Origin of the sequence: Bradyrhizobium sp. 134 (assembly GCF_023074155.1) — a bacterium.
Lineage (GTDB): Bacteria > Pseudomonadota > Alphaproteobacteria > Rhizobiales > Xanthobacteraceae > Bradyrhizobium.
In genome coordinates this window covers 107,924-126,939 of sequence record NZ_JADPKX010000034.1, presented here as the reverse complement: position 1 = coordinate 126,939, position 19,016 = coordinate 107,924, and the positions used below count along the sequence as shown (strand labels likewise).

General features: G+C 64.1%; 17 protein-coding genes, 1 tRNA gene and 1 pseudogene. 5 read left to right on the top strand and 14 right to left on the bottom strand.

The annotated features are described in order from the left end of the window. Positions 1–152 precede the first annotated feature (152 nt). The 7 genes from IVA75_RS10235 to proB all read right to left on the bottom strand — a co-directional run bounded on the left by IVA75_RS10235 (position 153) and on the right by proB (position 7,367). Entirely contained in the window at positions 153–1,508 is a 1,356-nt protein-coding gene (locus tag IVA75_RS10235; protein ID WP_018459850.1) for a S41 family peptidase, read from the bottom strand. After that, the gene (locus tag IVA75_RS10230; RefSeq protein ID WP_247284909.1) at positions 1,505–2,851 is read right to left on the bottom strand and encodes a peptidoglycan DD-metalloendopeptidase family protein; all 1,347 of its coding nucleotides are present in this window, start codon (positions 2,849–2,851) and stop codon (positions 1,505–1,507) included. Before IVA75_RS10230 ends, IVA75_RS10235 begins: the two co-directional genes overlap by 4 nt. Before the next feature lie 33 nt (positions 2,852–2,884). Beyond that, positions 2,885–3,367, bottom strand: coding sequence for a 23S rRNA (pseudouridine(1915)-N(3))-methyltransferase RlmH (gene rlmH, locus IVA75_RS10225; RefSeq protein ID WP_027566421.1), 483 nt, complete (start codon positions 3,365–3,367; stop codon positions 2,885–2,887). A gap of 96 nt (positions 3,368–3,463) precedes the next feature. After that, positions 3,464–3,820, bottom strand: coding sequence for a ribosome silencing factor (gene rsfS / locus IVA75_RS10220; RefSeq protein WP_007604366.1), 357 nt, complete (start codon positions 3,818–3,820; stop codon positions 3,464–3,466). Between the two features lie 238 nt (positions 3,821–4,058). Then, positions 4,059–4,703: a nicotinate-nucleotide adenylyltransferase gene (locus IVA75_RS10215; protein WP_247284908.1), complete on the bottom strand. Its 645-nt coding sequence runs from the start codon at positions 4,701–4,703 to the stop codon at positions 4,059–4,061. Positions 4,704–4,723: 20 nt separating this feature from the next. Then, complete coding sequence (locus IVA75_RS10210; protein WP_247284907.1) at positions 4,724–6,019, bottom strand: glutamate-5-semialdehyde dehydrogenase; 1,296 nt, start codon at positions 6,017–6,019, stop codon at positions 4,724–4,726. A 226-nt stretch (positions 6,020–6,245) separates the two neighbouring features. Beyond that, the gene (gene proB / locus IVA75_RS10205) at positions 6,246–7,367 is read right to left on the bottom strand and encodes a glutamate 5-kinase (RefSeq protein WP_247284906.1); all 1,122 of its coding nucleotides are present in this window, start codon (positions 7,365–7,367) and stop codon (positions 6,246–6,248) included. Between the two features lie 166 nt (positions 7,368–7,533). Between proB and IVA75_RS10200 the strand changes: the two genes are divergently transcribed. Then, entirely contained in the window at positions 7,534–8,499 is a 966-nt protein-coding gene (locus tag IVA75_RS10200) for a Bug family tripartite tricarboxylate transporter substrate binding protein (RefSeq protein ID WP_247284905.1), read from the top strand. A 132-nt stretch (positions 8,500–8,631) separates the two neighbouring features. Here the strand turns inward: IVA75_RS10200 and IVA75_RS10195 are convergent, their stop codons facing one another. The 3 genes from IVA75_RS10195 to IVA75_RS10185 form a co-directional block, all read right to left on the bottom strand. Then, positions 8,632–10,266 (bottom strand): alkaline phosphatase family protein, encoded by a 1,635-nt coding sequence (locus IVA75_RS10195; RefSeq protein ID WP_247284904.1) that lies wholly within the window; start codon positions 10,264–10,266, stop codon positions 8,632–8,634. A gap of 194 nt (positions 10,267–10,460) precedes the next feature. Beyond that, on the bottom strand, positions 10,461–11,501 hold the full coding sequence (obgE, locus tag IVA75_RS10190) for a GTPase ObgE (RefSeq protein ID WP_027566428.1): 1,041 nt from the start codon (positions 11,499–11,501) through the stop codon (positions 10,461–10,463). Positions 11,502–11,602: 101 nt separating this feature from the next. Beyond that, on the bottom strand, positions 11,603–12,082 hold the full coding sequence (locus IVA75_RS10185) for a MaoC family dehydratase (RefSeq protein ID WP_027566429.1): 480 nt from the start codon (positions 12,080–12,082) through the stop codon (positions 11,603–11,605). Positions 12,083–12,353: 271 nt separating this feature from the next. On the opposite strand from IVA75_RS10185, the pseudogene IVA75_RS10180 reads away from it, so the two are divergent. After that, positions 12,354–13,268: pseudogene (locus IVA75_RS10180) on the top strand (DMT family transporter). Positions 13,269–13,319: 51 nt separating this feature from the next. Here IVA75_RS10180 and IVA75_RS10175 read toward each other — a convergent pair. The 3 genes from IVA75_RS10175 to rplU all read right to left on the bottom strand — a co-directional run bounded on the left by IVA75_RS10175 (position 13,320) and on the right by rplU (position 14,826). Continuing rightward, positions 13,320–13,913, bottom strand: a complete 594-nt coding sequence (locus tag IVA75_RS10175; protein ID WP_247284903.1) for a GNAT family N-acetyltransferase — start codon at positions 13,911–13,913, stop codon at positions 13,320–13,322. Between the two features lie 156 nt (positions 13,914–14,069). Continuing rightward, complete coding sequence (gene rpmA, locus IVA75_RS10170) at positions 14,070–14,339, bottom strand: 50S ribosomal protein L27 (protein WP_018459863.1); 270 nt, start codon at positions 14,337–14,339, stop codon at positions 14,070–14,072. A 97-nt stretch (positions 14,340–14,436) separates the two neighbouring features. Next, positions 14,437–14,826 (bottom strand): 50S ribosomal protein L21, encoded by a 390-nt coding sequence (gene rplU / locus IVA75_RS10165; protein ID WP_247284902.1) that lies wholly within the window; start codon positions 14,824–14,826, stop codon positions 14,437–14,439. A gap of 332 nt (positions 14,827–15,158) precedes the next feature. Between rplU and IVA75_RS10160 the strand changes: the two genes are divergently transcribed. Together IVA75_RS10160 and IVA75_RS10155 are read left to right on the top strand one after the other, a co-directional pair. Continuing rightward, positions 15,159–16,286: an ROK family protein gene (locus IVA75_RS10160; RefSeq protein ID WP_247284901.1), complete on the top strand. Its 1,128-nt coding sequence runs from the start codon at positions 15,159–15,161 to the stop codon at positions 16,284–16,286. Positions 16,287–16,704: 418 nt separating this feature from the next. After that, a tRNA-Ser gene (locus IVA75_RS10155) sits at positions 16,705–16,794 on the top strand. Positions 16,795–16,947: 153 nt separating this feature from the next. Here IVA75_RS10155 and IVA75_RS10150 read toward each other — a convergent pair. Beyond that, positions 16,948–17,787, bottom strand: a complete 840-nt coding sequence (locus tag IVA75_RS10150; RefSeq protein ID WP_247359089.1) for a hypothetical protein — start codon at positions 17,785–17,787, stop codon at positions 16,948–16,950. Between IVA75_RS10150 and IVA75_RS10145 the strand changes: the two genes are divergently transcribed. After that, positions 17,771–18,811, top strand: coding sequence for a hypothetical protein (locus IVA75_RS10145; RefSeq protein WP_247359086.1), 1,041 nt, complete (start codon positions 17,771–17,773; stop codon positions 18,809–18,811). The two genes, IVA75_RS10150 and IVA75_RS10145, sit on opposite strands and share 17 nt — an antisense overlap. Positions 18,812–19,016: the final 205 nt, after the last annotated feature.

The window sequence follows — 19,016 nt, the reverse complement described above, 5'->3', positions numbered from 1 at the left end:
CGCGATCCCGAATCACTCGAGACGACGATACCACGCCGAGGTCAAGCGGCGGCAGGCCGGGATAGGCCGGGATAGGCCGGGGATAGCAGGAGTTCCAAGCAAAAAGGGCGGCTCCGGAGCCGCCCTTTTTCGTCAGATCGCGATGCGCCGACCTAGTTCGCCGCTTTGGGCTTGTCGGTCGTGGCCTTGTCGCCGCCCGGGGTGGGCGCCGCGGAGGCGCTGTTCTTGATGCCGTGGAGCAGATCGTCGGCGAGCTTGAGCGCCTTGTCGTCCTTGGCGTCCGGCGGAACGTAGGACTGCGAGCCGGTCTTCTCGTCGCCGTCGTTCTTGAGATGGCCGCGCAGCGAAGCTTCGCCCTTGGTGTCGGTGCGCGACTTCAGCTCGTCCGGCACGTCCTGCAGCACTTCGATGTCGGGCACGATGCCCTTGGCCTGGATCGACTTGCCCGACGGCGTGTAGTAGCGCGCCGTGGTCAGACGCAGCGCGCCGTTGCCGCTTCCGAGCGGAATGATGGTCTGCACCGAGCCCTTGCCGAACGAGCGCGTGCCGACGATGGTCGCGCGCTTGTGGTCCTGCAGCGCGCCGGCGACGATTTCCGATGCCGAAGCCGAGCCGCCATTGACCAGCACGATGACGGGCTTGCCCTTGGTGAGGTCGCCCGTATGCGCGGTACGGCGCTGGGTCTCCTCGGCATTGCGGCCGCGGGTCGAAACGATCTCGCCCTTCTCCAGGAAGGAGTCGGAGACGGTGACCGCTTCCTCGAGCAGGCCGCCCGGGTTGTTGCGGAGGTCGATGACATAGCCCTTCAGCTTGTCGCCGATCTGATTCGAGAGGTTGGCGACCTCGCGCTTCAGGCCTTCGGTGGTCTGCTCGTTGAAGGTGGTGATGCGGATATAGGCGATGTCGTCGGCCTCGACGCGGGCGCGCACCGAGCGGACGCGGATGTTGTCGCGCACCAGCGTGACGTCGATCGGATTGTCCTGGCCCTTGCGGATGATCTTGAGCTTGATCTTGGTGTTGACGGGGCCGCGCATCTTCTCGACCGCCTGGTTCAGGGTCAGGCCCTGCACCGCCTCGTCGTCGAGATTGGTGATGATGTCGTTGGCCATGACGCCGGCGCGCGAGGCCGGGGTGTCGTCGATCGGCGAGACCACCTTGATCAGGCCGTCTTCCATCGTGACTTCGATGCCGAGGCCGCCGAACTCACCGCGGGTTTGCACCTGCATGTCGCGGAAGCTCTTGGCGTCCATGTAGCTCGAATGCGGATCGAGACCGGTGAGCATGCCACTGATCGCGGATTCGATCAGCTTGGTGTCGTCGGGCTTCTCGACATAGTCCGAGCGCACGCGCTCGAAGACGTCGCCGAACAAATTGAGCTGGCGATAGGTGTCCGCGGTGGCGGCTCGCGCGCTGGAGCCCATGAAGACTGCGCGCGGTTGCGTCACGAACAGCGTCAGCGCCGCACCGGTGGCCGCGCTGAGGAGGATAACTGAAGTCTTGCGCATCATCCGCGAACCTTCTCGCCTTCATTTGCGGCCCACCATGGGCCTGGATCGATTGGAGTGCCGTCTTTGCGGAACTCGACATAGAGCACAGGTTGACTCGCGTTCGTGGCGAGAATGGAGGCGACTTGAGAAGTCGACCCCATGGTCGCGACAGGCTCCCCCGTGAGCACAAACTGACCGATGTTGACCGAAATGCGCTCCATCCCGGCGATCAGCACATGATACCCGCCCCCGGCATTGAGGATCAAGAGTTGTCCATAGCTGCGGAACGGGCCGGCATAGACCACCCAGCCGTCACACGGCGTCGTGACCTGGGAGCCGGGCCTGGTCGCCAGCGAAATGCCCTTCTGGACCCCGCCGAGCCCGTCCGAACCGCCGAAATCCCTGATCTTGTTACCGTTAACCGGAAGAGGCAGGAGACCCTTGGCTGCGGCGAAGGCCATCGCCGGGGTGGTCCGGGAGCGGTCCTTGAAAGCGCCGGGGCCGGCCTTGGCGCTGGCGGCCGCGTTTGCAGCCGCCTTGGCCTCGGCCTGCCTGGCCGCCTCGGCCGCCTTCTCGGCTGCCTTGGCGGCACTTTGCAGATCCTGCTCCATCTTGGCGATCAGCCCCTGGAGATCGCCGACCTGTCGTGAGAGCGCGACGGCGCGCGCATTCTCGGCGTCGAGGTCCTTTTCGCGCGACGCCTGCTGGCGCTGCCGCTCGTCGACCAGAGCCGCGAGCCGGGTCTGGTCGTTACGCACCTTGTCGCGGTCGGATGCGAGCTGGTCGCGCTCGGTCGCGATGGTCTTGCGCAAGGCCACGAGCTCGCCGAGCTCGCTTGCGATCTTCTCGGCACGACCGCGCAATTCCGGCACGACGGCACCGAGCAGCATCGCCGTGCGCAGCGATTGCAGGGCATCCTCGGGCCGTACCAATAGCGCCGGCGGCGTCCGCCTTCCGGCGCGCTGCAAGGCCGCCAGCACCTCGACGATGTCGGCGCGGCGTAAATCGAGCGAGCTGCGCATCGCCTGCTCGCGGCCGTTCAGCGATCGCAGCCGCACTTCGGCCTCGTCGATCTTGATCTCGACAGTGCGCACATTGGCGGCGGTGTCGATCAATTGTTGATTGAGCTGGGTGCGGTCCTGGCCGAGCGAGGTGATCTCGGCCTTGAGCTTGGCCTGCGCTTCCTCCGCGCTCTTCTTGCTGGCGCGCGCGGCTTCGAGCTCCTGCTCGCGCTGCTTGATCGCATCGGGCGCGACGGCCGCAGTCTGCGGTGCAGGCGTCTGAGCTTGCGCGAGGCTTGCGCCCAAAATACTTGAGCCCAAAACGCCGGCGATCAGCAGCAGGTTGAGAATTGGCGCTCGCATCGCTTTAAGCAAAGGTGCTCGTTGTGGCGCGGATCACGCGCGGTGATAGGGGTGGCCGGCCAGAATGGTGGCGGCCCGATAAAGCTGTTCCAGAAGCATGACGCGGACCATTTGATGCGGCCAGGTCGCAGAGCCGAACGCGATCGCGAGCTTGGCCTTACGGCGCAATTCGGGCGAAAGTCCGTCCGCCCCTCCGATCATGAAGATAGTATGACCGGCACCCTCGTCGCGCCAGCGCCCGAGATGCCGTGCGAATACGGTCGAATCCAGATTCTGGCCGCGCTCGTCCAGCGCCACCAGGACCGATTTTTCGGGAACATGCGCGGAGATCGCCGCCGCCTCTTCGGCCATCCGCGTCGCCGTATCGCGCGCGCGGCTTTCGGGCAATTCGTGGATGGCGAGCTCGCGGAATCCGAGCTTGCGGCCGGCCTCGTCGAACCGCTCGAAATAGCGCTCGGCAAGCTCCCGTTCGGGGCCCTGCTTCAGCCGACCCACCGCAATGACGGCTATGCGCATGATATGTTCAGGGTCGTGTTTTCTGGACCGCGCGCGATCTGCGCGCGCACGACGCTAGCATGCGCGTCAGCCGATTCGAAATCGGCCAGCAGCCTCTCAGATCGCCTTCGCCGCCCCTGGGCCCTGCGTGTACAATCTCTCGAGACTGTAGAACTCGCGGACCTCGGGTCTGAACACGTGCACGATCACATCGCCGGAATCGATCAGCACCCAGTCGCAATTGGGCAAGCCCTCGACGTGGATGTTCTTGATACCGTTTTCCTTGAGGCCTTTGGCGACGTTCTCCGCGATCGCGCCGACGTGCCGGTTGGCCCGGCCGGTGGTGACGATCATGTAGTCGGAGTAGGCCGATTTGCCGCGAAGGTCGATGGTGACCGTCTCTTCCGCCTTCATGTCGTCGAGGCGGGAGAGGATCAGGCTCAGCGTCTTGTCGGCGTCGGGTTGCGCCTTCAAGGCCGCAGCTTTGGTCGATGTTTTACGCGTCGGCTTGGCAACCTTGGGTAAAACAGACTTCGGTGAAGCCGTCTTGGGTGAGGCTGTCTTGGACAATACAGATGTGGTCAGGGACCATTCCTTTCACTGTATCGCGAACGCCGAATCCGGCGCTCACTGGTTACACTACATCATGTGGGGTTAAGGGTTTCAATATGCCAGAGAGCCCGAAGGCCACATGGCGTTCGCACAATCTGACTCACTTCGTACCTTTCCAGCTTCCGTCCGGGTTCCGTAAGCCCGTCGACGAGAGATTCAGCTTCATTCCGGTCAGGAACACCCAAGCCGGGGCGGCCCGATCCGCAAGCAATGGCGCCTGGTTCTCCGGCATCCGATAGCGCCTGAGCGCCTGGGCGGCGGGAGAGGCGAGGGCGCGAAAACTCTGCGGCGGGCGGTCGATGACCGCGATCGGTACTTGACCGGCGATGCGCCGCCAGTGCTGCCAACGATGGAATTGAGCGAGGTTGTCGGCGCCCATGATCCAGACAAAGCGCAAGCCCGAGAGGCGGCGGCGCAAGGTGTTGATCGTGTCGATGGTATAGCGCGTGCGAATGACGGATTCGAGACAGCTCACCTCGATCCTGGGATCGTCGGCCATTTCGCGTGCCGCCTGCATGCGCTCGCCGAGCTCATGCAGCGCGCCGTTCTCCTTCAGCGGATTGCCTGGCGTCACCAGCCACCACACGCGATCGAGCTGGAGGCGTTTCAGCGCGAACTGGCTGATCGCGCGATGGGCCTGGTGCGGCGGATTGAACGAGCCGCCGAGCAGGCCGATGCGCATGCCAGAGGTATGGGTCGGTATGGCCTGCGCGAAGAAACGTGGCGCGACGAAATTGTTGCTCAATGCCCCGCGCCCTGCGTCGTCTACGGCCGCGTCTGCCCGGTGCCGTGAACGCGATATTTGAAGCTCGTCAGCTGCTCGGCGCCAACCGGGCCGCGGGCATGGAATCTGCCGGTCGCGATGCCGATCTCGGCACCGAAGCCGAACTCGCCGCCGTCGGCGAACTGCGTCGAGGCGTTGTGCAGCACGATCGCGGAATCGACCTCGCTCAGGAATCTTTTCGCAACGGTCTCATCCGCGCTCACGATCGCATCGGTATGATGCGAGCCGTGGTTCTGGATATGCGCGATCGCGCCGTCGACGCCGTCCACCACCTTCGCTGCGATGATCGCATCGAGATATTCGGTGTCCCAATCGTCCGCGCTCGCGGGTTTGACTCGCGGATCCGTCTTTTGCACGGCGTCGTCGCCGCGCACTTCGCAGCCGGCCTCGATCAGCATCTCGATCAGCGGCTTGAGGTTTTTACCGGCAGCGGCGCGATCGACCAGCAGCGTCTCGGCGGCGCCGCAGACGCCGGTGCGGCGCATCTTGGCGTTGAGCACGATCGATTTCGCCATGGCGAGGTCGGCGCTGCCGTCGATATAGACGTGGTTGACGCCTTCGAGATGCGCGAACACCGGCACGCGCGCTTCCTGTTCGACGCGTGCGACGAGGCTCTTGCCTCCGCGCGGCACGATCACGTCGACGGCGCCGTTCAATCCCGACAGCATCTGGCCTACCGCCGCGCGGTCGCGCGTCGGCACCAGCGTGATTGCGGCCTCGGGGAGGCCCGCTTCGCGCAGGCCCTGCACCAGGCAGTCGTGGATCGCGCGGCAGGAGCGGAAACTGTCGGAGCCGCCGCGCAGGATCACGGCATTGCCGGACTTCAGGCACAGAACGCCGGCGTCCGCCGCAACGTTCGGCCGGCTCTCGAAGATCACGCCGACGACGCCGAGCGGCACGCGCACGCGCTCGATGGTCATGCCGTTCGGCCGTTGCCAGCTCTCGGTGACGATGCCGACCGGATCGGCAATGCCGCGCACGATGCCGATGCCCTCGGCCATGCCCTCGACCCGCGCCGGCGTCAGCGTCAGGCGGTCGATGAAGGACGAGGTGGCGTTGCCTGAGGCGCGGGCCTCGGTGACGTCCTCGGCATTGGCGGCAAGGATCGCGGCCGCGTTGTTGCGGATCGCCCGCGCCATGGCCTCGAGCGCCCGGTTCTTCTGCTCCGGCGGCGCCAGCGCCAGCACGCGCGCGGCAGCGCGGGCACGGGTACCGAGATCGGTCATCAGCGCCTGAAGATCGGCATTGCCGTCGACGGCTTTGAGGGGGGCGGCCATGGGAGTTTCAACCTTCTGCTAAGGCAGTGTCCTAGCACGGAAATCCCGCTTTTGCGAAGGGCGGGGCGGGTATGGCAGGTCTCCCGGTGTTGTGCCACCTCGGCCACTGGCCCAGCTCCGACGTCATGGCCGGGCTTGTCCCGGCCATCCACGCCTTGCCGGCAGCAAGAAAGAACGTGGATGCCCGGGACAAGCCCGGCATGACGGTTTGGGCGCCTGCCGAGCGTTACCCGCCCATCACCAGATCATCGCGGTGGATCATCTCGGACCTCCCGCTAATGCCGAGGATGGCCATGACATCCGGGGAGGAGCGGCCCTTGATCCGCTCCGCATCGTCGGCGTCATAGGCGATCAGGCCTCGGCCGACCTCGCTGGTGTCGGGGCCGCGGACGATCACGGCGTCGCCGCGGGCGAACTGGCCCTCGACCTTGACGACTCCGGCCGGCAGCAGGCTGGCGCCCGCGCGGAGCGCCGCGACCGCGCCGGCGTCGATCGTCAGGGTGCCCTTCGGCTCTAGCGAGCCCGCGATCCAGCGCTTTCGCGACGTGATGGGATTGGCCGGCGTCAGGAACCAGGTGCAGCGGCCGCCATCGGCGACCGCCTGAAGCGGATGCTCGATCTTGCCCGAGGCGATCAGCATATGCGTGCCGCCGGTGGTCGCGATTTTTGCGGCTTCGACCTTGGTGCGCATGCCGCCGCGCGACAGCTCGGACTCGGCGTCGCCTGCGACAGCCTCGATCTCCGAGGAGATGCTGTCGACGACCGGAATGAGCTTGGCGTTCGGGTTGTTCTTCGGCGGGGCGTCGTAAAGCCCGTCGATGTCGGACAGCAGCACCAGCAGGTCCGCGCTCGCCATCGTGGCGACGCGCGCGGCGAGGCGGTCGTTGTCGCCGTAGCGGATCTCGTTGGTGGCGACCGTGTCGTTCTCGTTGATCACGGGGATTGCGCGCCACTCCAGCAGCTTGCCGATGGTGGAGCGCGCGTTGAGATAGCGGCGGCGCTCCTCGGTGTCCTGCAGCGTCACCAGGATCTGGCCGGCGCCGATGCCGTGGGCGCCAAGGACCTCCGACCAGATCCGCGCCAGCGCGATCTGACCGACGGCAGCCGCCGCCTGGCTCTCCTCCAGCTTCAGCGGGCCGCGCGGCAGTTTCAGACGGCTGCGGCCGAGCGCGATCGAGCCGGAGGACACGACGAGCACGTCACGTCCCTCGCGATGCAGCTTGGCCATGTCGTCGGCGAGCGCGGCAAGCCAGGACGCCCGCACCTCGCCCTTGTCGGAATCGACCAGCAGCGCGGAGCCGACCTTGACGACGATGCGGCGGAATTGACTGAGTTCGGGGCTGGCCATCTGTGTATGTGGTGTGTGTATGTGCTGGAGAGCGGCGCCGGTAAGGCCTGCTTTTGCAGCAGGACGATGGCCGGCGCAAGGCGGCAGGCCCGGTAAACGGCGCTTGTCCGGAGCGCCCGTCTAGCTCTAACTGTCGCCAACCAAAATGGGCTCAAAGAGGAAACCAATGGACCGCCGCAAATTCATCGCCGGATGCCTCGGGTTGCCGTTGTTGGCGCAAGCGGGCGGGTCGCAAGCTCAGGCCGGGCTGACGAAAATGATCTTCCCGTTCGCGGCGGGAGCGGGCGGCGACACGCTGTGCCGGCTGATCGCGCAGGAGATGGCGCCGGCGCTGCAGCGGACAATGGTGGTCGAGAACCGCACCGGCGGTGACGGCCTGATCGGCATCAAGGCGGTGAAGGGCGGCAGCCCCGACGGCAACATGGTGCTGGTGACGACCGGGCCCACGATGTACCTGCTGCCGATGGTGGAGACGACCCCGAGCTTCGATACCGCAAAGGATTTCGTCCCGGTCTCGCTGCTGGCGCGGTTTGAGTTCGCCGTCGTGATCAGCCCGGCGATCGATGCCGCGGATTTCAAGGGATTCGTCGCTTGGCTGAAGGCGCATCCGGACAAGGCGTCGTTCGGCGTGCCGAGCAACGGCACCATCCCGCATTTCATGGGCTCCAAGCTCGAGAAGGACCTCGGCATTGCCATGACGCGCGTGCCCTATCGCGGCAGCGCGCCCATCCTCAACGACATCATCGGCGGTCATGTCTCGTTCGGCATCGTCACATTGGCGGATGCGCTACCGCAGCATCGTGCCAAGGGCGTGAAGATCATCGCGGTCGCGAGCGCCGAACGTTCACCCTTTGCTTCGGAGGTGCCCACCTTGAAGGAGAGCGGCATCGATCTCGTCGCCGACGCCTGGTACGGCATGTGGCTTCCTGCCGGCAGCTCGCCGGAATTCGCAAGCAAGCTCGGCGCTGCCGCAAGCGCCGCGCTCGCCAAGCCCGAGGTGAAGGAAAAGCTCACCGCAATCGGGCTGATCCCGGTCGGCAGCAGCGCGGAAGGTCTGACGAAGGAGCTCGCCGCAAACACCGCCTTTTGGCAGCCGATCGTGAAGGCGACGGGATACAAGATCGAGAATTAGTTTCTGTTTCCGCTCTACGCCGTCATGGCCGGGCTTGTCCCGGCCATCCACGTGCACCGCCACTTGACGCGAGACGTGGATGCCCGGGTCGAGCCCGGGCACGACGAGCCGAGAGAGCGTCGTTCCGCTCACCTACAGCTTCGCGCGCTGTTCAATTCCGTCCTTGATCGACGCCAGCTCGGCTTCGTCCCAGATCCCGATCAGGATCCCGCCCTTCACCTGGAGCTGGTTGTCGGCATAGGCCGCGATCTTCTCGCGCGAGGTCGTGATGTGGTCGTTGGGATGCAGCGCCCAGTTGAACAATTCCGCCTGCAGTCGCGCGATGATGCCGGCGCACTCGGGGTCGTCGCCGCGATCCACAAACTCTTCCGGATCGGTTTCGAGGTCGTACAGCATCGGGCGGAAGCCCGAGGCGTGGATGTATTTCCAGCGGCCGTCGAACACCATGAACAGGCGGCAGCGTTCGATCGGCTGGTTCAGCTTCAGCCGCACGTCCTGCATGACATAGTCGTATTCGGAGAACGCCACCTTGCGCCAATCTGGCGGACTCTCGCCGCGCAGCAGCGGCAGCAGCGAGCGTCCCTCGAGGATATGGCCCGGCACCTTGCCGCCGAAATAGTCGACGAAGGTCGGCGCGAGATCGATGGCTTCGACCAGAGCATCGTTGCGCGTGCCGCGCGTCGCATCCGCCTCCTTCGAGGGATCAATGACAATCAACGGAATCTTCGCCGACTGCTCGTGGAACAGATCCTTCTCGCCCATCCAGTGATCGCCGAGATAATCGCCGTGATCGGAGGTGAATACGATCATGGTGGTATCCAGCAGATCGCGCTCCTCCAGGAACTTCATCAGCACGCCCATCTGGTCGTCGATCTGGGTGATCAGGCCCATATAGGTCGGGATCACCTTCTCGCGGGCATCGTCGCGCGCCATGTTGCGGGAGTAGCGCATGTCCATATAGGCGCCGAACACCGGATGCGGATTCTGCCGCTCGCGCTCGGAGCGGATCACCGGAATCATGTCTGGTGTCGAATACATGCTGGCGTACGGTTCGGGCGCGATGTAGGGCCAGTGCGGCTTGATGTAGGACAGATGCAGGCACCATGGCCTGCCATCGGTCTCCGCTTCGCTGATGAAGTCCATGGCGCGTCGCGTCATGTAGGGCGTCTCGGAATGCTCATCCGGCACGCGCGCGGCCTTGTCGGCATGCACGAGCAGCCAGCCGTTTTGCAGCGAGCCGTCCTCGGCCGCGCCGGAATTGGCCCAATGCTCCCAGGGATTGGGCGCATCAAAACCCTGCTGGCGCAGATAATCGTCGTATTTCGGACGGGGCCTCCCGGTGGGATGCAGGCCGTCGTCGCGCTCATAGGGCTCAAACCCGCATTCGGCGACGTGCACGCCGATCATCGATTCCGGCGGGATGCCGAGCGCCTTCATGCCTTCGAGATCGGGCGCCATGTGGGTCTTGCCGACCAGCACGTTGCGCACGCCGAGCTTCTTGAGGTGATCGCCGAGCGTGGGCTCGCCGACCCGCAACGGCCAGCCGTTCCAGTGCGAGCCGTGCGAGCGCATGTAGCGCCCGGTGTAGAACGACATCCGCGAGGGACCGCAGATCGGCGACTGCACATAGGCCTTGCTGAACAGCACGCCGCGCTTCGCCATGGCGTCGATGTTCGGGGTCTTCAGCGTGGGATGGCCGGTGCAGCCGAGATAGTCGTAGCGAAGCTGGTCGCACATGATCCAGAGAACATTCTTCGCGCGCGCCATGAATCATCCCTGCCGGTTCTTGATTGCTGGATGCTGCGCTATCGGAACGCCGGTGACAACCTCTCCCAACGTCGTCCCGGGGAAGGCCGGGACCCATACTCCTCAGCAGAAGTCGTGGCGCAAGACGGCAATGACCAATCTTCGCCAAATCGCGTTCGGTGGCTATGGGTCCCGGCCTTCGCCGGGACGACGAATCAAACCGACCAAGGCTCCGCTTCGGCCGCGCTCTTTGCCTTGGCAGAGACCGGGCTCTCGCCGATCACATCCGCCAGGGCGCGCAGCGCTTCCTGCACGCCGTCGCCGGTGACCGCGGAGAGCAGCAGCGGCGTCTTCTTGGCGGCGCGCTTCAGCCGCTCCTTCTGCTTCTTCAACTCGTCCGGCTCGACCGCGTCGATCTTGTTCAGCGCGACGATCTCGATCTTGTCGGTGAGCTGTCCGGCATAGGCGTCCAGCTCCGTTCGCACCGTCTTGTAGGCCTTGCCGGCGTGCTCGCAGGTCGCATCGATGAGATGCAGCAGCACGCGGCAACGCTCGACATGGGCGAGGAAGCGGTCGCCGAGACCGACGCCTTCATGCGCGCCTTCGATCAGGCCGGGAATGTCAGCCAGCACGAATTCGCGGCCGTCGGCATTCACGACGCCGAGCTGCGGATGCAGCGTGGTGAAGGGGTAGTCAGCGATCTTCGGCTTGGCCGCGCTGACCTTGGCGAGGAAGGTCGATTTGCCGGCATTGGGCAGACCGACGAGACCGGCATCCGCGATCAGCTTCAACCGCAGCCAGATCCAGCGCTCCTCGCCGGGCTGGCCGGGATTGGCATTGCGCGGCGCGCGGTTGGTCGAGGTCTTGAAATGGGCGTTGCCGAAGCCGCCATTGCCGCCTTCGGCCAGCACGAATTTTTCGCCCACCGTGGTGAAATCGTGGATCATGGTCTCGCGATCTTCGTCGAAGATCTGCGTGCCCAAGGGGACCTTCAGCACGATCGACTTGCCATTGGCGCCGTGGCGGTCCGAGCCCGAGCCGTTCTCGCCCTTCTGGGCCTTGAAGTGCTGCTGGTAGCGATAGTCGATCAGCGTGTTCAGCCCGTCGGCGACCTCGATGATGACATTGCCGCCGCGGCCGCCATTGCCGCCGGAGGGGCCGCCGAATTCAATGAATTTTTCGCGGCGGAACGCCACGCAGCCGTTTCCGCCGTCGCCGGAGCGGATATAGACCTTTGCTTCGTCTAGGAATTTCATGGGCCATAGGTAGGCCAGCCGGTCCCGCGCGGCAACCCGGATAGACCCGCAAATCAGCCGAAACCCGGCGATTTGTGGCCTTGCTTAACCACAGGACGACGTCAGAGGGGCCGGCGCCGGATCAGGAATTTCTGCGTGCCATCCAGCACCAGCTCCTTGCGCTGGTTGAACACGGTGCTTTTGAGCGTCACGGCGCCGGTCGAGCGTCCCGGCACCAGCTCGGTGACCTCGAGCGCGGGATAGATTGTGTCGTCGGCGAACACCGGTTTGAGGAACCGGCTGGATTGCTCGAGGAAGCCGACCAGGGAGTCCTCGACCATGAACGGAAACAGGCCCGCGCCGGGCGCGGTGTGGATCAGCGTCTGGAAACCGTGGGCGAGCAGATGCGGCATGCCGCGGCTGCGGCAATACTCCACATCGTAATGCACCGGATGGGTATCGCCGCTCGCGGTCTGGAAGGCCGCGAACACGGCCGTCGTCTGCGTGCGGCTCGGCAGCACGAAACGCTCGCCGACCACGAAATCCTCAAACCAGCGTTGCGCGGGGATCATGCGATGCCGGGCCGGGTCGAAGTCGGTCATGGCTAAGCTCTTTCCTGGCTCTTTCGTTCGGTGTCGCCCATCGCTACCGCGACGCGAAGACTGCGGCAATCGTTCAATTCGTCTGGCGTGGGCTTGTCGCGGGCGCTCACGTCATTAAAACGACCGCAAGCGACTCTGGTCGCCGTTCCGACGCTCTCTCCGCTCGTCATTGCGAGCGAAGCGAAGCAATCCAGACTGTCTCCGCGGCAACAGTCTGGATTGCTTCGTCGCAAGAGCTCCTCGCAATGACGCGTTTCCACGAACGACAGCAATGCCCCTTTTCAAAAATCTCTCGGCCTATGACGAACGCTCGGCGCGGCTGGCCGGGATTGCACTCATGGTGCTGTCGATCTTCATGTTCTCGTTCGGCGATGCCATGGGCAAGTTCCTGGTCGGGACTTATTCGGTGGGGCAGCTGCTGTTCCTGCGCGCCTGCGCGGCGCTGCTGCTGCTGTCGCCGCTGGTCTGGCGGCAGCGTCACCAGTTCCTGCAGCTGGAGCGGCCGGGCCTCCAGCTCTTTCGCGTCGTATTGTCGACGCTGGAAGTGGCGGCGTTCTTCCTGGCTACGGTCTACCTGCCGCTCGCCGACGTCATCACCTATTATCTCGCGGGTCCCATTTTCGTCACCGCGATGTCGGCGATCTTTCTCGGCGAGAAGGTCGGCTGGCGGCGCTGGACGGCGATCCTGATCGGCTTCTGCGGCGTCCTGATCGCGCTGCGGCCATCGGCACAGACGGTGAGCCTGCCGGCGCTGATCGCGCTTGGCGGCAGTCTTTCCTTCGCAACGCTGATGCTGATCACGCGCAGCCTGCGCAAGACGCCCGATATCGTGATGGCGTCGTCGTAATTCGTCGGCACGTTCTTGCTGGGTGCGGTGCTGTCGGCGTTCCACTGGGTGCCGCCGACACCGGGCAGCCTCGTGATCTTCGCGCTGGCGGGATGCGTCTCGGTCACGGCGCTGTTCTGCGTCAACCGCTCGCTCAAGCTCGCGCCGGCCAGCGTCGTCGTGCCCTATCAATATTCGATGATCGTCTGGGCGGTGATCTTCGGCTTCGTCGTGTTCGGCGACGTGCCCGAGATCGCCACCATCATCGGCGCCGCCATCATCATCGGCGCCGGGTTCTATATTTACTTGCGTGAGCGCGATCTCGGGGGTGGAGGCGGAGAGGTGAATCCGCCGGCGTAACCACGCTGTCGTCCCGGCCTTCGCCGGGACGACATGTGGTGAGAGTTGGGCCTACCTCACGCGCCTCGCACTGCTCCAGCTCTTCAGCGACGCCCACACGCCGCGCGAGAGCCGGAAGCAGTCGACCGGCGTGGACGAGCCCAGCGCCAGGAAACGGTGCAGCTGGACGCCGCTCCACTGGAAGCCGCATTTCTCCAGCACGTTGCGCGAGGCCGGGTTGGTGACGCGCGCGCCTGCATAGAGATGATCGTCCTCGAACTCCTCGAAAAAGAAGTCGATCGCGCCGCGCGCGGCCTCGGTGGCAAAGCCGCGGCCCCAATGCTCGACGCCGAGCCAATAGCCGAGCTCGGCATTGCCGGGCGTCGAGCAGTCGATACCGACCATGCCGATGGGGCCGCTGTCATGCTCGATCAGGAACACGGTCTCGCCGCGGGGCACGGCGGTGGCGCGGATGAAGGCGACGGCGTCGTCCTGCGAATAGGGATGCGGGAGGCGCCTTGTGTTTTCGGCGACGCGAGGATCGTTGGCGAGGAGGGCGATGGTCCTGACGTCGGCGAGGGTCGGCCGCCGCAACGTCAGCCGCTCGGTGGCGACGACGCTCGGTCTCGCCTCCCGCAAGGTCACGCTCGAAAAATCCTGCAACATGTCCGGCTCCGTCGAAGTCACTAAAGTGAAAAGTGAGCACGCAAACGAAAGGGGAGGCCGGTTTCCCGCCTCCCCTGGAGCCTTCGATCTATTCTGATCTCAAGGACTCCGCCGGTTCGGTCTGGGACCCGGCGGACTCCAAATTTGATCCACCGTCTATTCAGCCGCCTCTGCGAGCGGGAGCACCGAGATGAAGGTGCGGCCGTTGGCTTTGGCCTGGAACGTTACGCGGCCCTCGATCTTGGCGAACAAGGTGTGGTCCGTGCCCATGCCGACATTAAGGCCGGGATGCCAGGTGGTGCCGCGCTGACGCGCAATGATGTTGCCGGGAATCACAACTTCCCCGCCGAACGCCTTGATACCGAGGCGCTTGCCCTTGGAATCGCGACCGTTGCGCGATGAACCGCCTGCTTTTTTGTGAGCCATGGCTCGTCTCCGAAATCCTGAGTATTTCTAGATCAATTCCTTGACGGAATCATTTCACAATTTCTCACGCATCAATTCGTGATGGCGCGTGATCAAATTATGCGGCGGCCTCTTCGGTGGTCTCTGGCTTGACGACCTTTTCCCGCTTCGGACGCGGCCCCTTGGTGGGCTTGGCGCCGTCCGTCAGGATCTCCGAGATGCGCAGCACCGTGATCTCGTCGCGATAGCCGCGCTTGCGGCGCGAGTTCTTGCGGCGGCGCTTCTTGAAAGCGATGACCTTGGGACCGCGCTTGTGGTCGAGCACCTCGACCGCGACGGAGGCGCCTGCGACCGTGGGCAGACCCAGGATCGGCGTGTCGCCGCCGACCAGGAGAACTTCATTGAGCTGCACGATCGAGCCGACTTCGCCTTCGATCTTGCCTACTTCCAGGACATCATCCGGAACGACGCGGTACTGCCGGCCGCCGGTTTTGATGACTGCGAACATCGTTGTTTTCCTTCGTGTTCATTCCCGGCCTCGCGACATATTGTCGGGGCCGGCTTTTTGTCAGTCGTTATGGGTTTATGCGAGTTTTGTGCGGGCGGGAGTTATCCCTTTGAAAACCCGCGCAAAAACAAGCGGCGCGAGAAACGCCCCGCGCCGGTTGCGGGATTTATAGCCGCTGATCCCCTGGAGTCAAGGAAAAGCCGGCGAAAACGGCCCGATTTGAAGCATTTAGGCCCGATCCGGCCCCGCAGGCGAATTTCGGACCGCGCCGCAACCAACAGGTTCCCCCGCCGTTGTCCCGGCGAAATCAGGACACGGGCAAGGGGCTTACCATGGCAACAGACGAGCTGGTCAAGACGACGACGGGCATCGCCCATCACGGCGCCGAGCGGCTGCCCTCGGTGGATATCGACAGCTTCAACATCGAGATGAAGGACGAGGACGGGTTCATCGGCGACCGCGCCAGCAAGGGCGCATTCCGCGAGATCCTCGAGCGCTGGCGCAAGCCGCTGCGCAAGTCAGGCGAGGACCCGTTCGGCAAGGAGCCGTCCGACGAGATCAGCAAGAAGACGCTGGATGCCATCCTGGTCGGTGACGACACCGAGGCCTGGGCAGTGGTGCATAGCGCCATCGAGGACTTCGCCCAGGAACTCGCTTACGTCACCCGCCGCTTCCTCAAGTCCAAGGCCTGGGCCAAGACCGAGCGCATCGTGGTCGGCGGCGGTTTTCGCGATTCCCGGCTCGGCGAGCTCGCGATCGCGCGCACCGAGATCATCCTCATGTCCGAGGATTTCAAGATCGACATGGTGCCGATCCGTCATCATCCCGATGAAGCCGGCCTGATCGGCGCGCTGCATCTGGCGCCGTCATGGATCTTCGAAGCCCATGACAGCATCCTCGCCGTCGATATCGGCGGCACCAACATCCGCTGCGGCCTGGTGGAGACCAGCTGGAAAAAGGCAAAAGACCTGTCGAAAGCCAAGGTCGTGAAGTCCGAGCTGTGGCGTCATGCCGACGACGAGCCGACGCGCGAAGGCGCGGTGAAGCGGCTCACCAAGATGCTGAAGGGGCTGATCACCGAGGCCGAAAAGGAAGGCTACAAGCTGGCGCCGTTCATCGGCATTGCCTGTCCCGGCGTGATCAACGCGGACGGCTCCATCGAGAAAGGCGCGCAGAACCTGCCGGGCAATTGGGAGAGCAGCAAATTCAACCTGCCGGCGAGCCTGCTCGAGGGCATCCCGCAGGTCGGCGAGCACGACACCGCGATCCTGATGCACAATGACGGCGTGGTTCAGGGCCTCTCCGAGGTGCCGTTCATGCAGGACGTCGATCGCTGGGGCGTGCTCACCATCGGCACCGGCCTCGGCAATGCCCGCTTCACCAACCGCCGCAAGGACAACGGCAAAGACGGGGATTCCACGGGCAACGGGAAGAAAAAGGGCAAGTCCGACAAGGAGTAACCTTGACTGGTTAGGTTAAGGACCGGATTGCGTTGCGGTGCACGGGCCGCACGCTACGGTCGGAACCGTCGCCTCACCTGGCCGGCGAAGCCGCCCTTCCCAGCCAGTATTTGAATGAGCGGCACGGGACCGCCAGTGTTTACCGCGTCTGGCGGTCCCACCCCGCCTTTGCGGGTACCAGTGATTCGGGCACCGACGGTGCCGCATCGGGGCCGCGCCGGGTCAGTGGCGAACGGCTCAGGCCCATTCCCGCGCAAACCGCCGCCGAAATCCGTGATCGCCCCCGATCATCACCGTGACATCGTGGGTCCAGCCGGAAAACCGGCTCGATTTTCGCCTTCCCAGCCTTGTCTGGCCCGCCATCCTCGCCTATTAACGCCCGAACCACAGGGGCCCTGCTCCTTGCTTGGCGCCTTCAGGAGAGGTGGCAGAGTGGTCGAATGCACCGCACTCGAAATGCGGCATAGGTGCAAGCCTATCGGGGGTTCGAATCCCTCCCTCTCCGCCATCTGACCGCGACGTGCGAAAAACCCTATAAAACAAGGGGCGCCGAGAGCCACCGGATTCGTCGGTGGAGAACCGCGGTGGAGAACCGCGATCGGGCCAGTTTGCCATCATTCCTCGCATCGAGGAAGCCCCCGATCCCGGCGACCGGCCGTCCTCAACCGGGTCCACTTTCACCAGCTCCCTCCTCAATCTTTTGGGCCGCCAGTGCGATGCCGTTGTGAGAGCCGCAGCGGCACCGCCAATGCGTTCCCGGTGTGAGTTCGTGTGGCCAAAGCGGAAATCTTTCGGAGCAGCCCTCGGAAGGACATCCGACCAGGGTCATCTTCGGTTTGAACTCGACCGCGCCTCCGGGGTGGGAGATGAGCGTGTAGATCGCCTTGCACTCGAAGCATTCGGCCTCGATTTCGGTCTTGCCGTGCGGAATGCGTTTACGGACCGGCCGTCGGCAGTTCTCGTTCATGCATTCGGCGAGCTGGGCGAAGTTGCCCAGCGTAATGTTGTAGACCGGCGAGCCCAGCACCGATTCCAGTACCGCCACGACCGCCTCGCATCTGGTCCGCAGCTTCGCCGGATCGGCGATCTTGCCGGCTTCGAGTTGCTCCAGCGAGGGCATGTGTAGATGCGAGCCGATAGCGTCGTAGTGCGTCTTGATGTCCTTGAGGGTGAGCACCTGGTCGGTCCCGAGAGTTTCCATGTTCTCGGCCTGCTTTCCGTGTTTCGACTCAATTCCGACCGCGAGCGTCGAGGTCATTCCGATCGACGGATCGATGTCCACCAGCACGGCCATCAGCTTGCGTGGCTGCCACGTCCTGTATTCATCCGGCGGTATCTCGTCCTTGAACGCAAGCGCCCGGTCGTAGGTCACCGCCTCCATGGCATCGCGCAGTTCCAGCGCGGCGTATCGAAGTCGGTGAAGATCCTGGGTCGCGAGTTCGGTCTTGGCGCGTGACAAGGAGCCGCGCGCCAAGTGCCGATAATTGGGAAAGCCGGTCATCGCTCGAATCGTTGTTTCGAAGGCCATAGCAAGCCTGACACGATTCGGTCCGACCGTCATGCCGGGACCTTCTGGCCGGCGCTGCCGAACTGGCGTCGCATGTGCGAGTGGCCGACGGAATGGATGGACAAACCGCTATCTGCCCGGTCAATTGTTCAACCGATTCGCAGCGAGTCTCCCGTTGACCGACACCGAGAAAGACGAAGATGTCCTTCGGCCGTTCGCCGAGCTGATCGGCCGCGAATTCATCGAATTCCTCTTCGATCAGGCGCCCCGCAAAGTGGTGTCCAGAATCGTCAAATCGATGGACCACTACGTCAAAGCGCAGAAGCTGGGCGGCATCGACGACGAGATGGGAGTCATAAGGTGCATCGCGGCCGAGGAGGAACTCGTCGTTTCGATCTTCGAATGGCTCAAGCTCAACTCGGATCGACTGCCGGCGCATAGCGATTTCATCGGCAAGCACAAGAACCATCGCGTGAAGCTGGCCTTCTACCCCGTGCTGTCGCAGTTCAGGGCCGTCCTGAGTGACATGATCAGGCACGGCATTACGTTTCCCGGGTTCGAACAAGTGCTGCTGATGAAGATCGATCCTTCGATCGAAGAGGGTCGGCTCGTCCTGCGGCTGGCCTCGAGCCTCCCCGGTTCGGCTGGCGCATCGATCCCGCTCAATCCGTTGAACGTATCGGTCTCCCGCGACGATCTCGATCATGACGAAATCGCCGACGAGCTCTATCGCGACTTCGAACGGGAGGTCGGAGAGAGCAACGGCATGACGGTTCGCGGGTTCGTCACCGCTCGGGCCGAGTTTCGCAATCTGCTGCTGTACGCCGGAGACGGAGGGCATCAAGCCATGAGCGAAACGCTGTCCGACCTGATGCCGATGTTCGAGAGAACCTTTCGGGACCTGTTGTGGACGCTCTGCGTACTCGTCGGCAATGCCCCGGCGAGCAAGGAATGGGGTTTGGTGAGCCAGTTCATCGACCTCTATCGACGGGTGCTCGTCGAAGCGAAACTGGTGTGAGGTTGAGCCGGTCTGACCGCTTGCAGACGAAGGACGCGTCCCGCCATGGGCTGTCAACTCCTGATGCATCGGCATCGTTAGACAACGGCGCTGCACCACTTCGAGGCTTGGGAGAGGCGCCCCCAACTCGCGGCCTTTGCCATTTCGGCGAGCGCCCGATTCGTCACCAAAAGCTTTGCGCGCGATCAACACAACCTCGAGTTCG